We start from the raw sequence: 21,052 nt of genomic DNA, 5'->3' as shown, positions 1-21,052 counted from the left end.
TCCCGGAGGCCCTGCCCACCGTCCGTGCGGCTGAACCGCGGCGGCGTGTGGGGCTGGGGGCCTGCTCGGCGCGTGAGAGGGGTGAGGGAGAGGAGACGCGCGATGGGACGAGCTCGACTGACGGTGGCCCTCGCGGCGACCACGGCACTCACCGCGTGCGGCAGCGCCGGCGCCACCCCGCAGGTGCACGAGGGCGGAGCGCTGGTGGTGCCCGCCGGCGCGCTGACCGCGCAGGACGTCGCCACGGCGCAGACCGCCTTCGGCGTGGACCTGCTGCGGGAGGTCTGCCCCGGCCGGCCGGGGGAGGACGTGCTGCTCTCGCCGACGTCGGCCGCCGAGGCGCTCGGCCTGCTGTACCCGGCCACGGGCGGGGAGACCGCCGCCGCATTCGGCGAGGTGCTGCACCTGCCGGCCTGGTCACCGGACCTGGTGGCCGCGACCCGCGAGCACACCGCCGCGCTCGACGGCCTGCGGCACGACGGCGACCTGGACGACGAGGACGCCCCGGACGCGCTGCAGCTGAGCAACCACCTGTGGACGGCGCTGGGCGTGCAGCCCGAGCAGGCGTACCTCGACGACCTGGCCACCGCGTTCGCCGCTGACGTCCGGGCGCTGGACTTCGCCGGCGATCCCCAGGGGGCCACCGACCGGATCAACAGCACCGTCGCCGAGGACACCCGTGGCGTCATCGAGCAGCTCTTCGACGAGCCGCTCTCCTCGGCCACCCGGGCGGTGCTGACGAACGCGGTGCACCTGAAGGCCCGCTGGGCCACCCCGTTCACCGGCACCCGTCCGGCTCCGTTCGCGACGCCGGACGGCGAGCGGGACGTGCAGATGATGAGCGGCGGGTCCGGCCGCGCCCGGGCGGTGGACGGCTGGGAGTCCGTCGAGCTGCCCTACCGAGACGGCACGCTCGCCGCGGTCGCCGTCCTCCCGCCCGAGGGCACCGATCCGTGCGCGGTCGACGCCGGCACGCTGGCCGCGCTCGACGCCGCCGAGGCCGCGGACGTCGGCGTGCAGCTGCCGAGGTTGCACGTGGAACAGACCCACCAGCTGCTGGCGCCCCTCAGCGAGCTGGGACTGCCGGTCACCGGTGACTTCGCCGGCCTGGGCGCGGGTGGCGTGCAGATCTCCCAGGTCGTGCAGAAGACGTACCTGGACGTCGACGAGCAGGGCACCGAGGCCGCGGCGGCGACCGGCGTCGCCATGGAGGCCTCGGCCGCCGCGCCCCGGCGGGTGGTCACCGTCGACCGGCCCTTCCTGTTCCTCCTCACCGACACCGCGACCCGGTCACCGCTGTTCGCGGCGGCCGTCTACTCTCCCTCGGCCTGACGGCCGGTCCTGGTCAGTCGGCGAAGCAGGTGGTGAGCGCGCCGACCACCAGCGGGACGTCGAGCGCCGAGGCCAGCTCGCGGCAGGAGTGCATGGCCAGCATCGGGGCGCCGACGTCGACGGTGGCGATGCCCAGCCGGGTGGCGGTCAGCGGGCCGATCGTGCTGCCGCAGGGCAGGTCGGCGCGGGAGACGAACCACTGCACGGGCACCGACGCCTGCGCGCACCGCTCGGCGAACCAGCCGCTGGTGACCGCGTCGGTCGCGTAGGCCTGGTTGGCGTTCACCTTCAGCACCGGCCCGCCGCCCAGCTGCGGCTGGTGCGCCGGCTCGTGCCGATCGAAACGGGTGGGGTGGACGGCGTGCGCCATGTCGCAGGACACCAGCCGGCTCTGCGCCAGGGCCCGGGGCAGCGCCTGCGGGTCGCCGGCGTCGGTGATCGTCACCAGCCGCCGGACGACGTCCTCCAGGAAGCTGCCGCGCGCCCCGGACATGGAGCCGCTGCCCACCTCCTCGTGGTCGTTGGCGACGAGCACCTGGGTGCGCCGGCCGCCCGGGGCGGCGATGAGCGCGGCGGCCCCGGCGTGGCAGCTGGCCAGGTTGTCCAGCCGTGGTGCGGCGATCCAGGTGCCGTCGGCCCCGGTGACGCCGGCGGGCTGGGTGTCGGCGAGCACCAGGTCGTGGCCGACGACGTCGTCCACGGCGACGCCCGCCTCGGCCGCCAGCGCCTCGCGCAGGCCCGGCTCGGTGCCCAGGTCGCGGGACCACACCGGCACCAGCTCCCGCTGCGGGTCGATCTTCAGGCCGTCCCGGACGCCGCGGTCGAGGTGGATCGCCAGCGACGGGAGGCGCAGGGGTGCGCCGGGCAGCCGCACCAGCGCGGTCGAGCCGCCGCGCAGTGCGACCCGGCCGGCCACGGTGAGCTCCCGGTCGAGCCAGGTGTGCCACAGCCCGCCGCCGTAGGGCTCGACGCCGACCAGCCGGTACCCGGCCTGCCGGAGGTCGTTGCGCGGCCGCACCTTGAACGTGGGGGAGTCGGTGTGCGCGCCGACCAGCCGCATCCCCGCCTCGGCGACCGGAGCGGTGCCGACGCGGAAGGCGACCAGGCTGCCGTGCCGGACGACGAAGTGCTGCCCGCCCGGGGCCAGCGTCCAGGCGTCGGACTCGGCCAGCTCGGTGAAGCCGGCGGCGCTCAGCCGGCGGGCCAGCTCGGCGACCGCGTGCGACGGGGAGGGCGAGGCGTCGACGAAGGCGCGCAGGTCGTCACCGAGGGAGAGGTCGGGCATGTCGCCATCTTGCTCGACGGGCGGACGCCGGGCCCGCGTGGACCCGCTCCCACGCCCCATGCCCCTGGAGTCCGCGGCTGGAGTCGACGGCATCAGCCCGGTGCGTGCGGTCCTTGCGGACGGCCGTCGAGGGCGTCCGCTGCACGCCCGGAAACTGTCGTACCCCCTGCGTACGTTCCAGGTGTGACGACGACCGCGATGCCCCCGGCACGGTGGGCCTCGTCATCGACCTGCGTTACCCCATCGGCGTTGGCGACCCGGGTGAGTTCGCTGAGCAGGTGGCGGCGGAGCTGCAGCGAGTACAGGCCCGGCGGGCGCTGGACGCCGCCTACGAGGCCCAGCTGATCCTCCGCCTGGCCGCCGCCCGCCCAGCCGGGCTGGACCCTGACGGTCCCGGTGCACGCCGCCCCGGCTGGGCAGGTGCGGGCGCCGATGAGGGGATCAGTGAGTTCTTCCCGGCCGAGCTGTCCGCGGTGCTCAACCTGGGTCGGGGCACCGCCGCCCACCGGTTGGGCCGGGCACTGACCTGGGCCCGGAAGCTGCCCGCCACGTTCGCCGCGCTGCGGGTCGGTGCCCTCGATGAACGCCGCGCCGACGCCCTGGCCGACGTCCTGGCCCACACCACCGCCGAGGTCGCCGGCCAGGTCGAGGACGCACTGCTGCCGGAGGCCGGCGACCTGTCGGTCTACCGGCTCCGCGAGCGGGCCACCGCCCTCATGCTGGAACTGGATGCCGCTGCGGCCGAGGAGCGGCGCGCCGAGGCGGAGAAGACCGCCGACGTCCGGGTGTACCCCTCCCCGACCGACGGGCGGTCCACGCTGGCCGCGGACCTGCCCACCGACGAGGCGGTGGAGTGCCACGACCTGATCGACCAGCTCGCGACGATGCTCAAGGCCGACGGTGACCCCCGCCCCATCGGGGTGCTGCGGGCGCACGTGCTCTCGGCCCTGATCCGCCGCCCCGCTGACTCCGGGCTGCCATCGGTGGCCGCGAACCTGACGATCACCGCCGACCTGAGCGCCCTCGAAGGCGCCAGCAGCACCACCGGTGAGGTCAACGGGCTGCCGATCACAGCCGCGCACCTGCGCGACCTCCTGGCCCGCGTCGGCGCCCTCGGCCTCACCACCCCCGACGGCGGCACGCTCACCTACGCCCTCACCGGTCCCGACGGGCAGCTCCTGGCCACCGTGACCCCCGCCGAGCTGGCCCGTCTCGCTCGCCGCGGCTGCCCGGACCACCCCGCCGGTCACGCGACTCCGGGCGTGGCTGCCGGCACCGGCCCGGACCCAGCCCGAGACGTCGGCCCCAGCAACTCACCGAGCCGAGACACCGACGGCACGTGCGACGAACCGCGCGTAGCGACTCGCGATGAGTGCGCCTGCCCGGTGCTCGGGCCACCACCTCCCACAAACGCCTACACACCCACCGCGCGACAACGTTCCTTCGTCATCACCCGCGACCGGCGTTGCCGGTTCCCCAACTGCGGCCAACGTGTCGGCTGGACCGACCTCGACCACGTCACCGCCCACGCCTGCGGCGGGGTCACCGACTGCGGCAACCTCTGCTGCCTGTGCCGCTCCCACCACCGGCTCAAGACCTTCGCCCCGGGCTGGCGGTTCCGCCTCGACGACGACGGCAGGCTGCACGTCACCACGCCGTCCGGGGTCACCCGCACCACCCGCCCACCGGGCCAACGGCCCCCGCCGGCGTCACCACCCCCCGGGCCCGGACCTGCAGAACCCGGCCCGCCCCCGAGTCGGACGACCGACGACCCGCCGCCCTTCTGATCGGCGCGCGGAGGCAACCCGACGGGCGGCATCGGCCACCTCTCGGCGTCCCCGCACGTCGTGTGCTCTGCGATCGGCGTGCTCCGCCAGACGAGATCCGGGTGACGGCCCGGTCTCCGGCCCGCCCGGCCCGGTCGTCGGCCCGGTCAGGTCTCCAGCCAGCGCATGCCGGACGGGGAGTAGCGCTCGCCGGCGGTCACGCCGACCGGCGCGACCTCCTCGATGGCGGCCAGGTCGTCGGCGGTGAGCTCGACGTCGAGGGCGGAGACGTTCTCCTCCAGGTTGGCGATCCGCCGGGTGCCGGGGATCGGCACGACGTCCTCGCCCTGGGCCAGCACCCAGGCCAGCGCCAGCTGGGTCGGCGTGACGCCCTTGGCCTCGGCGATCGCCACCACCCGGTCGAGCACCTGCAGGTTCTTCGCGAAGTTCTCCCCCTGGAAGCGGGGCGAACTGCGCCGGAAGTCGTCCTCGGCGAAGTCGTCGACGGTGCGGATCTTGCCGCTCAGGAAGCCCCGGCCCAGCGGCGAGTAGGGCACGAAGCCGATGCCGAGTTCCCGCACCGTGGCCAGCACGCCGTTGTCCTCGACGTCGCGGGTGAACAGCGACCACTCGGTCTGCACCGCCGACAGCGGAGCGGCGGCGTGCGCGCGGCGGATGCTCTCCGGCGACGCCTCGCTGATGCCCAGGTACCGCAGCTTGCCCTCGGCGACCAGCTCGCCCAGGGCCCCGAACGTCTCCTCCAGCGGCACGGCCGGATCGACCCGGTGCAGGTAGTAGAGGTCGATCACGTCGGTGCCCAGTCGCTGCAGCGACCCCTCGACGGATGCCCGCACGTACTCCGGCGTCCCGTTGACCGCCCCGGTGCGCTTGCCGTCGGCGTCCAGCTCGTTGCCGAACTTGGTGGCCAGCACCACCTGGTCGCGGTGGTCGCGCAGCACCTGGGCCAGCAGCCGCTCGTTGGTCCACGGGCCGTAGACGTCGGCGGTGTCCAGCAGGGTGATGCCCAGCTCCAGCGCCCGGTGCAGGGTGGCCAGGTTCTCGGTGTCGTCGAAGGCGCCGTAGTAGGAGCTCATCCCCATGCACCCCAGCCCCTCGGCCGAGACGGTGAGGCCCTGCGCACCCAGTGATCGTCGCTGCATGCCCTGGGTCTTCCGCCCCGGCCGGCACGGCAAACCCGCCGGCGGGGAAGGGTCCGGGAGCGGCCTGCGTTCCCCGCCTGGGTGCCCGGCAACGCCGGTGTCCTCGCCCACACCCCCGAGCTGATCCCAGGAGCCCTGCTTCGTGCTGACCGTCAACGCCCGTTCCACCGCCAGCGCCGGCGCGCCCTTCGAGGCCACCACCATCGAGCGCCGCGACCTGGGCCCGCACGACGTCCTGATCGACATCGCCTACGCCGGCATCTGCCACTCCGACATCCACACCGCGCGCGGCGAGTGGGGCGAGACCCTGTTCCCGCTCACCCCCGGCCACGAGATCGCCGGCACCGTCTCCGCGGTCGGCCCCGAGGTCACGAAGTTCGCCGTCGGCGACCGCGCCGGGGTCGGCTGCATGGTCGACTCGTGCCGCGAGTGCGAGCACTGCCGGGCCGGTGAGGAGCAGTACTGCCTGCAGGGCAACATCGGCACCTACAACGCGATCGGCAAGGACGGCCGGCCCACCGAGGGTGGCTACGCCGAGAAGATCGTCGTCGACGAGAACTACACGCTGCGCATCCCCGAGGGCATCTCCCTCGACGTCGCCGCCCCGCTGCTCTGCGCCGGGATCACGCTCTACTCCCCGCTGCGGCACTGGAACGCCGGCCCCGGCACCCAGGTCGCCATCGTCGGGCTCGGCGGCCTCGGCCACGTCGGCGTCAAGCTGGCCACGGCCATGGGCGCGGAGGTCACCGTGCTGAGCCAGTCGCTGAAGAAGCAGGAGGACGGGCTGCGCCTGGGCGCGGAGCACTACGCCGCCACCAGCGACCCCGACACCTTCGCGTCGCTGGCCGGCAGCTTCGACCTGATCATCTCCACCATCTCCGCCACCGTGGACATGGGCGCCTACCTGGGCCTGCTCAAGCTGGACGGCGCACTGGTCAACGTCGGCGCCCCGGAGGAGCCGCTGTCGGTGCCGGCGTTCGCGCTGATCGGTGGCCGGCGCAGCCTGGCCGGGTCGATGATCGGCGGCATCGCCGAGACCCAGGAGATGCTCGACTTCTGCGCCGAGCACGGCGTGGGCGCCGAGGTCGAGGTCATCAGCGGCGACCAGATCGACGAGGCCTACGAGCGGGTCGTCGCCAGCGACGTCCGGTACCGCTTCGTCATCGACACCAGCACGCTGGCCGGCTGACCCGGTCCATCGCGGTGGCGAGGCCGCCGGCCTCGCCACCGCAGCCGCCGGGCCGAGGCAGCGTTTCGACCGGCCGACGCGGGTAGGGCGGGTGCATGGCCGATGACGACATCGAGATCGACGCACAGGGCGACAACACCTACCTGGTCGTGCAGCCCAGCGAACTGGAGGACGTCCGCACCTACGTGACCGTGACCCCGGAGGTCATGGACCGGCTGGCCTCCGACGACGAGGAGGACGTCGTCCGGCGGACCGTGCTCTTCCTGCGGCGGCACCAGGAGGTCGCCGACTTCCCCGAGGTCATCGACCTGGACGACGTCGTCGCCAGCTACGACGACTACCTCGAGGTGATGGGCGCCGACTGACCGGTGGACGACGGTGGGATGCTCCAGGGCGTGAGCCAGCCCACTCTCCCCGCCGACCCCGGCGCGCTCGCCGACGCCCTCGAGTCGACCGGCTACCTCCCCGACGAGGGGCTGGCCACCGCGGCCTACCTGGCGCTGGTCATGCACCGGCCGCTCTTCCTGGAGGGCGAGGCCGGGGTCGGCAAGACGGCGCTGGCCCGCGCGCTGGCCGAGGTGACGAAGCGGCCGATCTACCGGCTGCAGTGCTATGAGGGCCTGGAGGCCAGCCACGCCCTCTACGACTGGGACTTCGGCCGCCAGCTGCTGCACCTGCGCGCCGCCGAGGCCGCCGGTACCGCCTCCGGGGCCGACGAGCTGGAAGCCGGTCTCTACGACCGCCGCTTCCTGCTCGCCCGCCCGCTGCTGCAGGCGCTGGAGGACTCGCCGTCGGTGCTGCTCGTCGACGAGGTCGACCGGGCCGACGACGAGTTCGAGGCGTTCCTGCTCGAGGTGCTCAGCGACTTCACCATCTCCATCCCCGAGCTCGGCACCATCCGGGCGCAGACCCCGCCGCTGGTCGTCCTCACCTCCAACCGCACCCGTGAGGTGCACGACGCGCTCAAGCGCCGCTGCCTCTACCACTGGCTGGAGCACCCCGACTTCGAGCGCGAGGTGGCGATCCTGCGCCGCCGCCTCCCCGACGTCACCGAGGAGCTGGCGCGCCAGGTGGCCCGGGCGACGGCCCGGCTGCGCGAGCTCGACCTGCTCAAGCCGCCCGGCGTCGCCGAGGCGATGGACTGGGCGACCGCCCTGCACGCCCTCGGCGCCCGCGAGCTCGACCCGGACACCGCCGCCCGCACGCTGGGCGCGGTGCTCAAGTACCGGGAGGACACCGACCGCGTGCACGCCCTGGCCCGGGGAGCGCTCTTCGGTGGCGGGTGAGCCGCGGGACGTCGTCAGCACCGTGCTCGGGTTCGCCCGCACGCTGCGGCACGCCGGCGTGGATGCCTCCCCGGACCGGGTCGAGGCGATGCTCGCCGCCGTCGCGCACCTCGACGTCCTGGACCCCACCGCCGTCTACTGGTCCGGCCGGCTCACCCTCTGCGGCAGCCCGGACGACCTCGACCGCTACGACGCCGCGTTCGCCGCCTGGTTCGGCGGGGAGGCGCCGCGCACCCGGCGGCCCTCGGGCGTGGAGGAGCAGCGGGTCGCGCAGTCCGCGCCGCTGCAGACCGCCGAGGCCGGCCAGGACGGCGGCGACCCGTCCGACCTCGCCACCCTGGCCAGCGGTGAGGAGGTCCTCCGGCACCGGGACGTCGCCGGGCTGACCGTCGCCGAGCGCGATCAGTTGCGGCGGCTGTTCGCCCTGCTCCGGCCGGCCGCCCCGATGCGGCCCTCCCGGCGACGCAGCCCGTCCGCGCACGGCGCCGTCCACCGGGGCCGAACCGTGCGGCGGGCACTGCGGGACGGCGGCGAGGTCACCCGGCTGCTGCACCACCGCGCCCGGCCCCGCCCGCGCCGCGTCGTCCTGCTGATCGACGTCTCCGGGTCGATGAGCCCCTACGCCGACGCCCTGCTGCGGGTCGCGCACGCCGCCGTCCGGGCCCGGCCGGCGTCCACCGAGGTGTTCACCATCGGCACCCGGCTGACCCGGGTCACCCGCGAGCTGCGGCTGCGCGACCCGGACAGGGCGCTGGCCGCCAGCGGGTCGGCGATCCCCGACTGGTCCGGCGGCACCCGGATCGGCGAGGTGCTCAAGGCCTTCCTGGACCGCTGGGGGCAGCGTGGCACCGCCCGCGGCGCGGTCGTGGTCGTCTGCAGCGACGGCTGGGAGCGCGGGGGGCCGGAGCTGCTCGGCGAGCAGATGACCCGGCTGCGGCGGCTGGCGCACGCGGTCGTCTGGGTGAACCCGCACAAGGGCCGGGCCGGCTACGAGCCGCTCACCGGCGGGATGGTGGCCGCGCTGCCCAGCGTCGACCACTTCGTCGCCGGGCACAGCCTGGCCGCGTTCGAGGAGCTGGCGGCAGTGATCACGCGTGCCTAGCGTGAGCTGGAGCGGTGACCGACGGAGGTGGCGCGATGCGGGACGTGCTCGATGACCTGATCGGGTGGTGGCAGGCGGGGGAGACCGTCGGCGTCGGCACCGTGGTCGGTACCTGGCGGTCCGCGCCGCGCCCGGCCGGGGCCGCGATGCTGGTCGGCCCGGACGGGACGGCGGTGGGCAGCGTCTCCGGCGGCTGCGTCGAGGGCGCGGTCTACGCGGAGGCGACCGACGTCGTCGCCAGCGGCGAGCCCACCCTGGAGCGGTACGGGGTGAGCGACGACGACGCCTTCGCCGTGGGCCTGACCTGCGGCGGGATCCTCGACGTCTACGTGGAGGCGATCTCCCGGGAGTCCTTCCCGGAGCTCGGTGAGGTGGCCGCGTCGGTCGGCGCGCACGAGCCGGTCGCCGTCGTCACCTGCGTGAAGGGCCCGGCCGACCGGCTGGGCAAGCGGCTGGTGCTCTGGCCCGACCGCGCCTCGGGCACCCTCGGCGCCCAGCGGCTGGACGACGCCGTCGCCGACGACGCCCGCGGCATGCTGGCCGCCGGACGGACGGCGACCCTGACCTACGGCTCCGACGGGCAGCGGCGCGGTGACGAGCTGACCCTGTTCGTCTCCTCCTTCGCCCCGCCGGCCCGGATGGTGGTGTTCGGCGCCATCGACTTCGCCGCCGCCGTGGCCCGGGTGGGGGCGTTCCTCGGCTACCGGGTCACCGTCTGCGACGCCCGGCCGGTGTTCGCCACCGCCCGCCGCTTCCCGGACGCCGACGAGGTCGTCGTCGAGTGGCCGCACCGGTACCTGCAGTCCCAGGTGGACGCCGGCGCGATCGACGAGCGCACGGTGCTCTGCGTGCTCACCCACGACCCGAAGTTCGACGTCCCGCTGCTGGAGGTCGCGCTGCGGCTGCCGGTGGCCTACGTCGGGGCGATGGGCTCCCGGCGTACCCACGACGAGCGGCTGGCCCGGCTGCGCGAGGCCGGACTGGGGGAGGATGAACTGCTCCGTCTCGCCTCACCGATCGGGCTGGATCTGGGCGCGCGCACTCCCGAGGAGACCGCGGTGAGCATCGCCGCGGAGATCATCGCCGGTCGCTGGGGCGGCAGCGGTGAACGCCTGACCGGCGCCGACGGCCCCATCCACCGCACCGCCGACCGCTGACACCCTCCGGCCGTGCTGGCCGACACGGCGGGATGATCGGCGGGTGAGCGACCTCCCGTACCGCTACGACGTCGAGGTGGTCGGGCTGCTCGCCTCGCCCGCGCACCGCTGGGACGGCCGGCCCGACCCGGCACTGGCCGGCCCGGTCGAGCGCGCCGACCGGATCCAGGTCCGCGCCGGGCTCGGCATCGTCGGTGACCGCTATTTCGGCCAGCCCGCCCACCGGGACGCCGCGGTGACCGTGCTGGCCGCCGAGGGGCTCGACGCGCTCGCCGCCGAGCTGGGCAGCGGGCCGCTCGACCCGCTGGCGACCCGGCGCAACGTCGTCCTGCGCGGTGCGGAGGTGGAGGCGCTGCGCGGGCAGCTGTTCAGCCTGGACGGCGGAGAGGGTGCGGTGCTGCTGGCCGGCGGCCGGCCGGCGAACCCGTGCGCCTGGCTGGACCTGGCGCTGGCACCGGGCGCGCACCGTGGGCTGCGCGGCCGGGCGGGGATCCGCTGCGCACCCCGCACCGACGGCGTGCTGCGGCTGGGCCCGGCCGTCCTCCGGTCCGCCGTCCGGCTGGACGCGGCGCGGGCGGGCGACGCCGTCCGGCCCGTCCCGCGACACGCCGCGGCACAGCCCCCGCACAGTCCGGCGGCGCGCGAGTCGCGATGATCTCGCGTGTCGCCGCACGAGCACGTGCGCGGCACCGGCCAGAGACGGGACGACCCATGCACGTGCGACAGCGAGTCGCGACCCAGCTGACCGCCGGCCTGGCAGCCGCCGTGCTGCTCACCGGCTGTGGCGGCTCCGACGAGAGCTCGGAGGACGCCGCTGCCAGCAGCGCGGCGAGCAGCAGCAGTGCGAGCGAGGAGACCGGCGCCGAGGTGGCCGCCGACGCCGCCGACGCGCTCGAGGAGGCCGGCGCCGCCCACGTCACCGGCACCATCGGCACCGGCGCCGAGGAGCAGGCCATCGACCTGTACCTGCAGGGCGAGGACGCCACCGGCTCGATCACCGTGGCCGGCCAGGAGGTCCAGCTGCTCACCGTCGGCGGGGTGTCCTACTTCCAGGGGCCGGCGGACTTCTGGCTGAGCTCGGGCGTGCCGCAGGAGGCGGTCGACCAGCTGGTCGGGGTGTGGGTCGTCGTCCCCGCCACGGAGGCGGCCGCCTTCCAGCAGCTCACGCTCACCGGTCTGGCGCAGGAGCTGCGCTCGCCCACCGACGGCGCGGTCGAGGACGAGGTGACCACCGAGGAGCTGGACGGCGAGGAGGTCCTGGTCGTCACCCAGGCCGACGGCAGCTCGCTGTACGTGGCCGCCGACGACCCGCGCTACCCGCTGCAGATCGTCAACTCCGGCGACGACGCCGGCACCCTGACCTTCGACGGCTTCGGCGAGGAGCAGGAGATCACCGCCCCGGCCGACGCGCTCGACCTGTCCGAGCTCGGCGCCTGAGCTCGTTCCCGGCCCGGCGCCCTCCGCGGGGCGGCGGGCCGGGAGTCAGCGGTCGGCGTCGGTGTAGACGATCAGCCCGCGGATGTTCTTGCCGTCCCGCATGTCCTGGTAGCCCTGGTTGACCTGCTCCAGCGAGTACTTCTGCGTCACCAGACCGTCGAGCTTCAGCTGGCCGGCCTGGTAGAGGCCGAGCAGCGCCGGGATCTCCGCACGCGGGTTGGCCCCGCCGAAGATGGCACCCTGCAGGTCCTTCTGCAGCAGGGTGAACTCGAACAGGTTCAGCTTCACGTCCATGTTGGCCGCGTTGCCCATGCCGGTGACGACGACCCGGCCGCCCTTGCCGATCATCGAGACCGCCGTCTGGACGTCCTCGCCCTGGATGTCGCCGACGGTGATGATCGCCTTCTCCGCCATCCGGCCCCACGTCATCTCGTGGACCGCGGGCATCGCCTCCTCGGCGGTGGCGAACACGTGCGTGGCGCCGAAGTCCTTGGCCCACTGGTGCTTCTCGGCGACCGGCTCGACCACCACCACGTGCCGGGCCCCGGCGGCCGCGGCGCCCTGGACGGCGTTCATCCCGACCCCGCCGGCGCCCATGATGACGACCGACTCACCCGGGCGGACGTCGGCGACCTTCGTGGCCGAGCCCCAGCCGGTGGTGACGCCGCAACCGACCAGCGCCGCGACCTCCAGCGGGATGCTCGGGTCGATCTTCACCACCGACGCCTGGTGCACGGTGATGTAGGGGGCGAACGTGCCGAGCAGGCACATCGGGACGACGTCCTGGCCCTGCACCTGCACGCGGTAGGAGCCGTCGGAGATCGACGTCCCGGCGAGCAGGCTGGCGCCGAGGTCGCAGAGGTTCTGGTGGCCGTTCGAGCACGGCGGGCACTGCCCGCAGGCCGGGATGAAGGCGGTCACCACGTGGTCGCCGACGGCCAGCCCGGTCACCCCCGGCCCCACCGCGGTGACGACGCCGGCGCCCTCGTGCCCGCCCAGCACCGGGTAGGAGGCGACCGGGGTGCCGCCGGTGACCAGGTGCTCGTCGGAGTGGCACAGCCCCGAGGCGGCGAGCTCGACGGTCACCTCGTTCGCCCGGGGGTCGCCGATCTCGATCTCCTCGATCGACCACTCCTGGCCGACGCCCCACAGGATCGCGCCCTTGGTCCTCATCGCCGCTTCCTCCCAGCACCTACGCCACGTCGCCGTTGACGTGGTCGAGCTCACAGACTGCTGAGGGGTCTCGACCGCGTCAAGGTGGACGCCGAGGGGTGGCGGACGGCCGTGTCGTGCGCCACAGTGCAGTGTCCGCGCGCCGCAGAGCGCGCAGATCATGCCGACGAGAGGCGTCAACGTGGACAACCTCGCTGTGCTCAGCCTGCTGGCGTTGCTGCCGATCCTGGTGGTCGGCGTCCTCCTGGCCGGGTTGCGGTGGCCGGCCAAGCGGGCGATGCCCGTGGGCTTCGTGGTCGTGGTGCTGGTGGCCCTGTTCGCCTGGGAGATGAGCGCGACGGCGATCGCCGCCTCCGTCGTCCAGGGGCTGCTGCTGGCGCTGACCCTGCTCTACATCGTGTTCGGCGCGCTGCTGCTGCTGGAGACGCTGACCAAGAGCGGCGCGATGGCCACCATCCGCGCCGGTTTCACCAGCATCAGCCCCGACCGGCGGGTGCAGGCGATCATCATCGGCTGGCTGTTCGGCAGCTTCATCGAGGGTGCGTCGGGCTTCGGCACCCCCGCCGCCGTGGTCGCGCCGCTGCTGCTGGCCCTGGGCTTCCCGGCGATGGCCGCGGTCATGGTCGGCCTGATCATCCAGAGCACGCCGGTGAGCTTCGGCGCGGTCGGCACCCCGATCCTGGTCGGCGTCAGCGGCGGGCTCAGCGGCTCCGGCGCCGTCGAGGAGCGGACGACGGTGCTCGGCATCCAGTTCCCCGAGCTGCTGGAGCGGATCGGCCTGCAGGTGGCGCTGATCCACGCGGCCATCGGCACGCTGATCCCGCTGTTCCTCGCCTGCATGCTGTGCGGCTTCTTCGGTGAGCGGAAGCGGTTCGCCGACGGCCTGGCGATCTGGCCGTTCGCGCTGTTCGCCGCGTTCGCCATGACCATCCCGTCGGTGACCGTCGCCGCGGTGCTCGGCCCGGAGTTCCCGTCGCTGCTGGGCGGCCTGACCGGCCTGGTCATCGTGATGTTCGCGTCCAGCCGCGGCTTCCTGATGCCGAAGAAGACCTGGGACTTCCCGGCCCGCGAGCGCTGGGCGGCCAACTGGATGGGCAGCCTCGCCCCCGAGGACGAGAAGGGCGTCGCCGGCCCGAAGATGAGCATCTGGCTGGCCTGGACGCCGTACGTCATCGTCGCGGCGCTGCTGGTGCTCAGCCGCACGATCGACCCGGTGACGGAGTTCCTCACCACCGGCTGGCGGGTGGTCAACGTCGACGACATCTTCGGCACCGGCATCGCCCAGGCGCTGCAGGTGGTCTACCTGCCCGGCTTCCTGTTCATCCTCACCTGCCTGATCACCTACGCCCTGCACCGGATGAAGCCGGCGCAGATCGCCGCGTCGTGGAAGGTGGCCGGCAGTCAGCTGGCCGGGGCGGCGGTGGCGCTGCTGTTCGCCCTGCCGCTCGTCCGGGTGTTCATCAACTCCGGGGCCGACTTCAACGACTCCGGCCTGGCGTCGATGCCGCTCACCCTCGCCGAGGGGGCCGCGTCGATCGCCGGCAACACCTGGCCGGCGTTCGCGCCGTGGATCGGGGCGCTGGGCGCGTTCGTGGCCGGCAGCAACACGGTGAGCAACCTGATGTTCTCGCTGTTCCAGTTCTCCACCGGCGAGCAGATCGGCGTCACCCCGGAGACCGTCGTCGCCACCCAGGCGGTCGGCGGTGCGGCGGGCAACATGATCACGGTGCACAACATCGTGGCGGCGTCCGCGACGGTCGGCCTGATCGGCCGCGAGGGCGACCTGATCCGCAAGACGATCCTGCCGACCATCTACTACTGCCTGATGGCCGGCGGCATCTCGCTGGTGGCGATCTACGGGTTCGGGGCCAACCTGAGCACGCTGTGGCTCGCCGTCCTGCTGGTCGCGCTCGCGGCGCTGATCGTCGCGCTGCGGCGGGCGCCCGGCCGGGACAACGACGAGCTGGTCGGCGCCGGGGGTGGCACGGTGACGGGTGGGGCGGAGACCGGTGGCGCGCCCGGGGACGGGCGCGAGCACACCGACCTCGTCGTCGACCCCAGCCGCACCCGCGACGAGCGCTGACCCGGCGCCGCTGATCGTCCCCCGCCCCCTGCGTCATCCGGCGCAGGGGGGCGGTCGGGGTCGGCAGTTCGCGGGCGGCGGTGCGCGGACCGGCGATGACGCGGCCCGCGTCCGCTGGCCGGCCCGGATGCCCGCCCGCTGTCCCGGGGGAGGGTGCCGGGCAGACTCGCCGGCGTGACGGTGGTGGTGGTCGGTGCCGGCCCGGTCGGGGTGACCGCGGCGCTGCTGCTGGCCCGCCGCGGCGTCGACGTCCTGGTGCTCGACCGGCACCCGGCCGCCTATCCCCAGCCGCGCGCGGTGCACCTGGACGACGAGTCGCTGCGGGTGCTGCAGGCCGCCGGCGTCGCCGAGGCGTTCACCGCGGTCAGCCGGCCGATGGCCGGGCTGCGCCTGCTGGACGGCGAGCACCGCACGCTCGCCGAGTTCCCCCGCGGGGACGGCGAGCACGGCTGGCCGCAGGCCTCGATGTTCAGCCAGCCCGACCTGGAGGCGGTGCTCCGCGATGCGCTGGCCGCCGAGCCGCGGGCGTCGCTGCGCGGCGGGGTCGAGGTGTTGCACGTGGAACAACCGGGACCCGTCCGTCTCACCGTCCGCGACCGGGCCACCGGCGCCGAGGACGTGCTGACCGCCGACGCCGTGCTCGGCTGCGACGGCGCGAACAGCACGGTGCGCCGGCTGATCGGGTCGTGGATGGTCGACCTCGGCCCCTCCGAGCGGTGGCTCGTCGTCGACCTGGCGGCCGATGCCCCGCTGGACGTCTGGCCCGGCGTGCACCAGGTCTGCGACCCGGTGCGCCCGGCGACGTTCATGCCGATCGCCGGCGACCGCTACCGCGCCGAGTTCCGGCTGGGCGCCGAGGAGTCCGCCGCCGATCTCGACCTGCCGGCGCTGCTCGGCCGGTTCGGTGCGCAGGGTTGCACCGTCGTCCGCCGGGCCGAGTACACCTATGCCGCCCAGGTGGCCGACCGCTGGCGGGACCGGCGGGTGCTGCTGTGCGGGGACGCCGCGCACCTGACCCCGCCGTTCATCGGTCAGGGCCTCGGGCTCGGCTTGCGCGACGTGCACCAGCTGACCTGGAAGCTCGCCGCGGTGCTCGACGGCGCGGACGACGCCCTGCTCGACACCCACCAGGCCGAGCGGGCCCCGCACGCGACCGCGCTGATCCGGGTCGCGGTGCTCCTCGGCCGGCTGATGACCGGCGGCGGCGACCGGGCGGCCCTGGCCCGGCGGGCCGCGCTGACGGCGGTGCAGCGGCTGCCCCGGCTGGCCGCCTTCGCCGCCGCCAGCCGGACGCCTCCGCTGCGTCGCGGACCGCTGGTGCGCCGGGCCCGGTTCGCACCCGGCTCCCCGGTCGGGTCGCTCCTGCCCCAGCCGCCGGTCGCGGGCGTCCAGCGGTTGGACGACCTCCTCGGCCCCGGCTGGGCGGTGCTCACGGCGGGTGGGCCGGTGCCGGCGGACTGGCCCGGGCGCCGGGTCGTGCTGGGCGCGGACGTCGACTCCCCGGAGCTGGCCCGGTGGCTGCGCGGTCGCTCGGTGCTGGTGCGCCCCGACCGGATCGTCGCCGCCGTCCAGCCGGGGACCGCCTAGAGGTACTGCTCTCCGGCGGAGGCCGCTCGCTCGGCCTTCGCGGCGGCCGCGGCCTGCTGCGTGAGGGCGGCCGCCAGCGCCGAAGCGCAGGCGTGGACACGCTGCTGGGCGGCCCGGATCGCCTGCTCGTCCGCCTTGGCGTCGACCAGGCGCTGCAGCGCCTCCTGCGCCTCGGCGAGCTGCTGCTTCAGCGCCGCGATCGCGGGCGTGCTGCCGTCCGTGGTGCCGCTCGCAGGGGCTGCCCCGGCGGCGCCGCCGGGCGTGCGCTGTGCCCCGGTGCGGGCATCGGCCGCCTGGGACTGACGGAACGCTGCAGCGATCACCGCACTGCTGCTTCCCACCGCACTGATCGACACGACGCCTCCTCGGAGTGACTGCTCCCTCTTGCCATCGGCTGCCGTGCGACGTCCTTGATCCGAGCGGTCGATCTCCTGCCCACCGAGCGCGCCCGGTCGTGCGACGTCGCACCTCTCGGCGCCCACTCCCCTGCCCTGACCGACCGCGCACGGCACTCACGTAGTCGCCCAGGTCGCGGCGGCCGCTTCGCGGTGACGCGCCGGATCGTCGGCGGACCGGGGACCTGCCAGGGTGGGGTGCCGACGAGAGGGGCAGCGCGTGGCTGACACGGACCCGGTGGACCCGTTCCCGCTGGCTGCGGCGCGCCGGCGCGCGGTCGCCGACCTGCTCGAGGGCCTGGACGACGCCCAGCTGAGCACGCCGAGCCTGTGCGCGGGGTGGGACGTGCGCACGGTGGGTGCCCACCTCGCCGACTCCACCGCCCCCGGGGCGCTGGGGGAGTTCGTGCGGGACCTGGTGCGCGCCCGCGGCCGGCTGCACCGGGCCAACGACGAGGCGGCCCGTCGAGCCGGGCGTCGTCCGGTGGCCGAGACGGTGGCGTTGCTGCGGGAACGGGCGGAGAGCCGGTCCACCCCACCGGTCACCGGCCCGCGGGCGCCGCTGACCGAGGTGCTGGTGCACGAGGGGGACATCAGGGTCCCGCTGGGGCTCCCGTTCGACCCGGATCCCGCGGCGGTGCGGGTGGCGCTGGAGTTCGTCACCACCGGGCGCCCGGTGGGGTTCGTGCCCCGCGGCCGGCTGCGTGGCCTCCACCTGCTGGCCACCGACCTGGACTGGTCGGCGGGGGACGGCGCCGAGGTCCGCGGGCGGGGGATCGACCTGCTGCTCGCTGCCTGCGGCCGGTCCGCCGTCCTCCCGCAGCTCGAGGGCCCGGGGCGGCAGCTCCTCGTCGACCGGCTCGGAGCTCCCCCGGCGTGACGGGGCGCTGTACAGGCGCGGCCGGCTGCGCCATCCTCCGCGCATGCCCGAGCGCCGCCGTCCGTTGCTGCTGACCGCCGAGATCGGCTGGCTGCTCGTCTCCACAGTGCTGCTGGCCATCGCCGCCACCCAGACCGATGGGTGGCGGGCCGTCTGGCTGGTCGTCCTGGCGGTGAACGCCGTGGTGGTCGGCCGCCGGGTCGCGGTGATGGCCCGCCGGGCTGGGCGCGCCCACCCGTAGCCGGCGCGGCTAGCGTGGCCGGGTGAGCTTCGACGTCGCCGCCCTCCGCGCCCACTTCCCGGCCCTGACCGACGGGGCCGCGCACTTCGACGGCCCGGGCGGCTCGCAGACCCCCGACGTCGTCGCGCAGGCGGTGGCCGCCACGATGACCCAGCCGATGGCCATCCGCGGTTCGGTCACCCAGGCCGAGCGGAACGCCGACGCGGTGGTCGTCGAGGCCCGGCAGGCGGTCGCCGACCTGACCGGTGGGCACCCCGGCGGCGTCGTCTTCGGCCGCAGCGCCACCGCGCTGACCTACGAGTTCGCCCGCGCGCTGAGCGCCGGCTGGGGCGCCGGTGACGAGGTCGTCGTCACCCGGCTGGACCACGACGCCAACATCCGGCCCTGGGTGCAGGCGGCCGAGGCGTGCGGGGCGACGGTGCGGTGGGCCGACTTCGACCCGGCCACCGGCGAGCTCGACCCGGCCACCGTCGGGGCGCTGCTGTCCGACCGCACCCGGCTGGTCGCCCTCACCGGCGCCTCCAACCTGCTCGGCACCCGCCCCGACGTCGCCGCGATCACCGCCCTCGCACACGACGCCGGGGCGCTGACCTGGGTCGACGGCGTGCACCTCACCGCGCACGCGCCGGTCGACGTCACCGCCCTGGGCGCGGACTTCTTCGTCTGCTCGCCGTACAAGTTCCTCGGCCCGCACGTCGGCTGCCTGGTCGCCGCCCCGGAGCTGCTGGAGACGCTGCACCCGGAGAAGCTGCTGCCCTCCAGCAACGCCGTCCCGGAGCGCTTCGAGCTGGGCACGCTGCCCTACGAGCTGCTGGCCGGCACCACCGCGGCGATCGACCTGATCGCCGCGCAGGCCGGTGCCGAGGGCGACCGCCGCAGCCGGCTGGTCGCCGCGATGGCCGCCTTCGAGCAGCACGAGGACCGGCTGCGGGAGCGGGTCGAGGACGGCGTCCGGGACCTGCCCGGCGTCACCCTGTGGTCACGGGCGGCGCTGCGCACCCCCACCCTGCTGCTCACCTTCGACGGCCGGGACGCCGCCGAGGCCCATCGGGCCCTGGCCGAGCGGGGCGTCAACGCCCCCGCCGGCTCCTTCTACGCCATCGAGGCCAGCCGCCACCTGGGGCTGGGCGACGCCGGCGGGCTGCGGGTCGGGCTCGCCCCCTACACCGACGACGCCGACGTCGACCGGCTGCTCGCCGGTCTCCGGGAGTGGCTGGCTGCCTGACGCCGGCCGGGTGCACAGCCGGACGCCGGTGACGGCCAGGACGGCGACCGCGACGGCGATCAGCAGCCGGAAGTCGACCAGACCGACCAGCACCGCGCCCAGCCCGGAGGAGACGGTCTGCGCGCCGTTCATCGCCACCATGCCGGCGCCGGCCACCCGGCCCTGCAGGTGGCGGGGCGTGCGCTTCTGCCGCGCGGTGACGTAGGCGACGACGAACCAGGGGATCGCCGCCCCGGCCAGCGCCGAGCCGGCGAGCACCAGCGCCGTGGAACCGAACGCCATCGGGGTCAGCGCGACGGCGAAGGCGGCCAGCGCGACCCCGACCGCGCGCCCCTCACCCACCCGGCGCAGCAGCCAGGCGGCGGTGAGCCCGCCGAGGACGCTGCCCGCGCCCTGCACGCTGGTCAACACGCCGAAGAACGCGGCCGGCTGACCGAGCCCCTCGTCGATGACCGCGAAGACCACCGTGTCGAGGAGGCCGAGCACGCCCATCCCGGCCGCCAGGGCCAGCACGATCTGCCGCAGCACCGGGTCACCGCCCAGGTGCCGGAACCCGGCGGCGAACTCCCGGCGGAACGACTCGCGGGCCACCGCCGCCGGGTCGGACTCGGCGATCCGCACGGTGGTCAGCATCAGGGCGGCGACCGCGAAGGTCCCGGCGGTCAGCACCGCCACCGAGCCGCCGCCGAACCCGGCGTACAGGGCCGCGCCGACCAGCGGGCTGACCAGTCGCAGCCCCTGGTCGACGGTGGACAGCGCGGCGTTCGCCGAGCCGAGCTGGGCGTCGGGGAGCAGGTCGCGGAGCAGCCCGGACTGCGCCGCGCTGTGCGTGATCGCGACCAGGCCGTAGCCCAGCGCCACCGCGTAGAGCAGCCACAGTTGCTCGGGTCCGTGGACGGTGAGCAGGGAGAGCACGCCGGCGCCGGCGGCGAGGTCGACCCCGATCAGCAGCGGACGGCGGCGCACCCGGTCGACCAGGTGGCCGATCACCGGGGCGGCCGCGGTGGGCAACAGGATCGCCAGGAAGACCAGGCCGGCGGCGGAGTTGCTTCCGGTGAGCTCCTTGGCCCAGATCGCCAGGGTCAGGTACAGCGCGCTGTCGCCGAAGTTGCCCAGTGACCAGCCGAGGAACAGCCGGCGGAACCGCGGCTCGGCGAAGGCGCCCATCAGCCGGTGCCGGTGCTCAGGCCCACGCTGGTGGCGGTGAACAGCCGCACCGGGCGGGCGCCGTCGGGGCGGCCGGCCGGGTCGCCGGCGCGCTGGACGAAGAACTGCTCGACCACCGCGGCCAGCGCCTCGTGCAGCTCGCCGACCTCCTCGGCGGTGAGCCAGGCGGTCGAGCCGGTCATCCGGGTGGCGTCCCGCCAGGGCGGCTCCTCGCCGTCTCGCCGCGCTGACCAGGCGCGCAGCCGCCCGAGCTCCTGGTCCAGGAAGAACTCGTCGACCGCGGCGGCGACGGCCCGGCCCTCCGCGTCCTGCGCCGGCTCGATCAGCTGGGTCGTCGAGGTCAGCCGCCAGGGCTTCTCCCGCCCGGTGCCCGGTGCCCGCTCGATGAAGCCGTGCTTCTCCAGGGTGCGCAGGTGGAACGAGCAGCTGGCCACGCTCTCGCCCACCAGTTCGGCGCACCGGGTGGCCGTCGCGGTGCCCTCGCCGGAGAGGGCCTCGAGCAGGGCCAGCCGCAGCGGGTGGGCGAGCGCCCGGATCGCCTGCGGGTCCCGGACGTGCCGGCGTCCGTCGTCGGTCATACGAGGAGC

19 protein-coding genes and 1 pseudogene are annotated in these 21,052 nt (G+C 75.0%); 14 read left to right on the top strand and 6 right to left on the bottom strand.

Annotated features, from left to right (window positions below; translation table 11 throughout):
- Positions 1–102 precede the first annotated feature (102 nt).
- Positions 103–1,332, top strand: a complete 1,230-nt coding sequence (locus Q1A09_RS07875) for a serpin family protein (protein WP_299953311.1) — start codon at positions 103–105, stop codon at positions 1,330–1,332.
- Between the two features lie 13 nt (positions 1,333–1,345).
- Here Q1A09_RS07875 and Q1A09_RS07870 read toward each other — a convergent pair whose 3' ends face one another.
- Positions 1,346–2,617 carry a M18 family aminopeptidase gene (locus tag Q1A09_RS07870; RefSeq protein ID WP_299953310.1) on the bottom strand — a complete coding sequence of 424 codons (1,272 nt, stop codon included), beginning with the start codon at positions 2,615–2,617 and terminating at the stop codon, positions 1,346–1,348.
- Between the two features lie 278 nt (positions 2,618–2,895).
- On the opposite strand from Q1A09_RS07870, the gene Q1A09_RS07865 reads away from it, so the two are divergent.
- Complete coding sequence (locus tag Q1A09_RS07865) at positions 2,896–4,404, top strand: HNH endonuclease signature motif containing protein (protein ID WP_299953308.1); 1,509 nt, start codon at positions 2,896–2,898, stop codon at positions 4,402–4,404.
- 146 nt (positions 4,405–4,550) lie between these two features.
- Here the strand turns inward: Q1A09_RS07865 and Q1A09_RS07860 are convergent, their stop codons facing one another.
- A complete protein-coding gene (locus tag Q1A09_RS07860; protein ID WP_299953306.1) occupies positions 4,551–5,543 on the bottom strand; it encodes an aldo/keto reductase in 993 nt (330 codons plus the stop codon).
- Positions 5,544–5,685: 142 nt separating this feature from the next.
- On the opposite strand from Q1A09_RS07860, the gene Q1A09_RS07855 reads away from it, so the two are divergent.
- The 7 genes from Q1A09_RS07855 to Q1A09_RS07825 all read left to right on the top strand — a co-directional run bounded on the left by Q1A09_RS07855 (position 5,686) and on the right by Q1A09_RS07825 (position 11,714).
- Positions 5,686–6,732, top strand: coding sequence for an NAD(P)-dependent alcohol dehydrogenase (locus Q1A09_RS07855; protein WP_299953304.1), 1,047 nt, complete (start codon positions 5,686–5,688; stop codon positions 6,730–6,732).
- A 95-nt stretch (positions 6,733–6,827) separates the two neighbouring features.
- A complete protein-coding gene (locus Q1A09_RS07850) occupies positions 6,828–7,097 on the top strand; it encodes a hypothetical protein (RefSeq protein WP_299953302.1) in 270 nt (89 codons plus the stop codon).
- Between the two features lie 30 nt (positions 7,098–7,127).
- A complete protein-coding gene (locus Q1A09_RS07845; protein WP_299953300.1) occupies positions 7,128–8,018 on the top strand; it encodes a MoxR family ATPase in 891 nt (296 codons plus the stop codon).
- Positions 8,008–9,120 carry a VWA domain-containing protein gene (locus Q1A09_RS07840; RefSeq protein ID WP_299953298.1) on the top strand — a complete coding sequence of 371 codons (1,113 nt, stop codon included), beginning with the start codon at positions 8,008–8,010 and terminating at the stop codon, positions 9,118–9,120. The genes Q1A09_RS07845 and Q1A09_RS07840 overlap by 11 nt, the downstream gene beginning before the upstream one ends.
- 14 nt (positions 9,121–9,134) lie before the next feature.
- Positions 9,135–10,277, top strand: a complete 1,143-nt coding sequence (locus tag Q1A09_RS07835; protein ID WP_299953296.1) for an XdhC/CoxI family protein — start codon at positions 9,135–9,137, stop codon at positions 10,275–10,277.
- 43 nt (positions 10,278–10,320) lie between these two features.
- Positions 10,321–10,932: an MOSC domain-containing protein gene (locus tag Q1A09_RS07830; protein ID WP_299953294.1), complete on the top strand. Its 612-nt coding sequence runs from the start codon at positions 10,321–10,323 to the stop codon at positions 10,930–10,932.
- A 62-nt stretch (positions 10,933–10,994) separates the two neighbouring features.
- Positions 10,995–11,714, top strand: coding sequence for a hypothetical protein (locus tag Q1A09_RS07825; RefSeq protein WP_299953292.1), 720 nt, complete (start codon positions 10,995–10,997; stop codon positions 11,712–11,714).
- 45 nt (positions 11,715–11,759) lie between these two features.
- Here Q1A09_RS07825 and Q1A09_RS07820 read toward each other — a convergent pair whose 3' ends face one another.
- On the bottom strand, positions 11,760–12,887 hold the full coding sequence (locus tag Q1A09_RS07820) for an NDMA-dependent alcohol dehydrogenase (RefSeq protein ID WP_299953290.1): 1,128 nt from the start codon (positions 12,885–12,887) through the stop codon (positions 11,760–11,762).
- A 181-nt stretch (positions 12,888–13,068) separates the two neighbouring features.
- Here Q1A09_RS07820 and Q1A09_RS07815 point away from each other — a divergent pair, with 181 nt between their 5' ends.
- Together Q1A09_RS07815 and Q1A09_RS07810 are read left to right on the top strand one after the other, a co-directional pair.
- Positions 13,069–14,970: an L-lactate permease gene (locus tag Q1A09_RS07815; protein WP_299953288.1), complete on the top strand. Its 1,902-nt coding sequence runs from the start codon at positions 13,069–13,071 to the stop codon at positions 14,968–14,970.
- Positions 14,971–15,144: 174 nt separating this feature from the next.
- Entirely contained in the window at positions 15,145–16,557 is a 1,413-nt protein-coding gene (locus tag Q1A09_RS07810) for a bifunctional 3-(3-hydroxy-phenyl)propionate/3-hydroxycinnamic acid hydroxylase (protein ID WP_299953286.1), read from the top strand.
- Here Q1A09_RS07810 and Q1A09_RS07805 read toward each other — a convergent pair.
- The gene (locus Q1A09_RS07805; protein WP_299953283.1) at positions 16,554–16,913 is read right to left on the bottom strand and encodes a hypothetical protein; all 360 of its coding nucleotides are present in this window, start codon (positions 16,911–16,913) and stop codon (positions 16,554–16,556) included. The two genes, Q1A09_RS07810 and Q1A09_RS07805, sit on opposite strands and share 4 nt — an antisense overlap.
- A gap of 259 nt (positions 16,914–17,172) precedes the next feature.
- On the opposite strand from Q1A09_RS07805, the gene Q1A09_RS07800 reads away from it, so the two are divergent.
- From Q1A09_RS07800 to Q1A09_RS07790, 3 genes are read left to right on the top strand one after another with little or no spacing between them, the layout of a single operon-like run.
- Positions 17,173–17,832, top strand: coding sequence for a maleylpyruvate isomerase family mycothiol-dependent enzyme (locus tag Q1A09_RS07800; RefSeq protein WP_299953281.1), 660 nt, complete (start codon positions 17,173–17,175; stop codon positions 17,830–17,832).
- 43 nt (positions 17,833–17,875) lie between these two features.
- Positions 17,876–18,073: a hypothetical protein gene (locus Q1A09_RS07795; protein WP_299953279.1), complete on the top strand. Its 198-nt coding sequence runs from the start codon at positions 17,876–17,878 to the stop codon at positions 18,071–18,073.
- Between the two features lie 22 nt (positions 18,074–18,095).
- Positions 18,096–19,298: a cysteine desulfurase-like protein gene (locus tag Q1A09_RS07790; protein WP_299953278.1), complete on the top strand. Its 1,203-nt coding sequence runs from the start codon at positions 18,096–18,098 to the stop codon at positions 19,296–19,298.
- Positions 19,299–19,325: 27 nt separating this feature from the next.
- Here Q1A09_RS07790 and Q1A09_RS07785 read toward each other — a convergent pair.
- Positions 19,326–20,465 (bottom strand): annotated as a pseudogene (locus tag Q1A09_RS07785) (MFS transporter); the annotation flags it as partial.
- Positions 20,465–21,043, bottom strand: a complete 579-nt coding sequence (locus Q1A09_RS07780) for a winged helix-turn-helix domain-containing protein (RefSeq protein ID WP_299953275.1) — start codon at positions 21,041–21,043, stop codon at positions 20,465–20,467. The gene Q1A09_RS07780 and the pseudogene Q1A09_RS07785, both read right to left, overlap by 1 nt.
- Between the last annotated feature and the right edge of the window lie 9 nt (positions 21,044–21,052).

Source organism: uncultured Modestobacter sp. (genome assembly GCF_947486615.1).
Taxonomy (GTDB): domain Bacteria; phylum Actinomycetota; class Actinomycetes; order Mycobacteriales; family Geodermatophilaceae; genus Modestobacter.
Note: the sequence above shows the minus strand (reverse complement) of the source record. Positions and strands in the feature narration are given on the sequence as shown.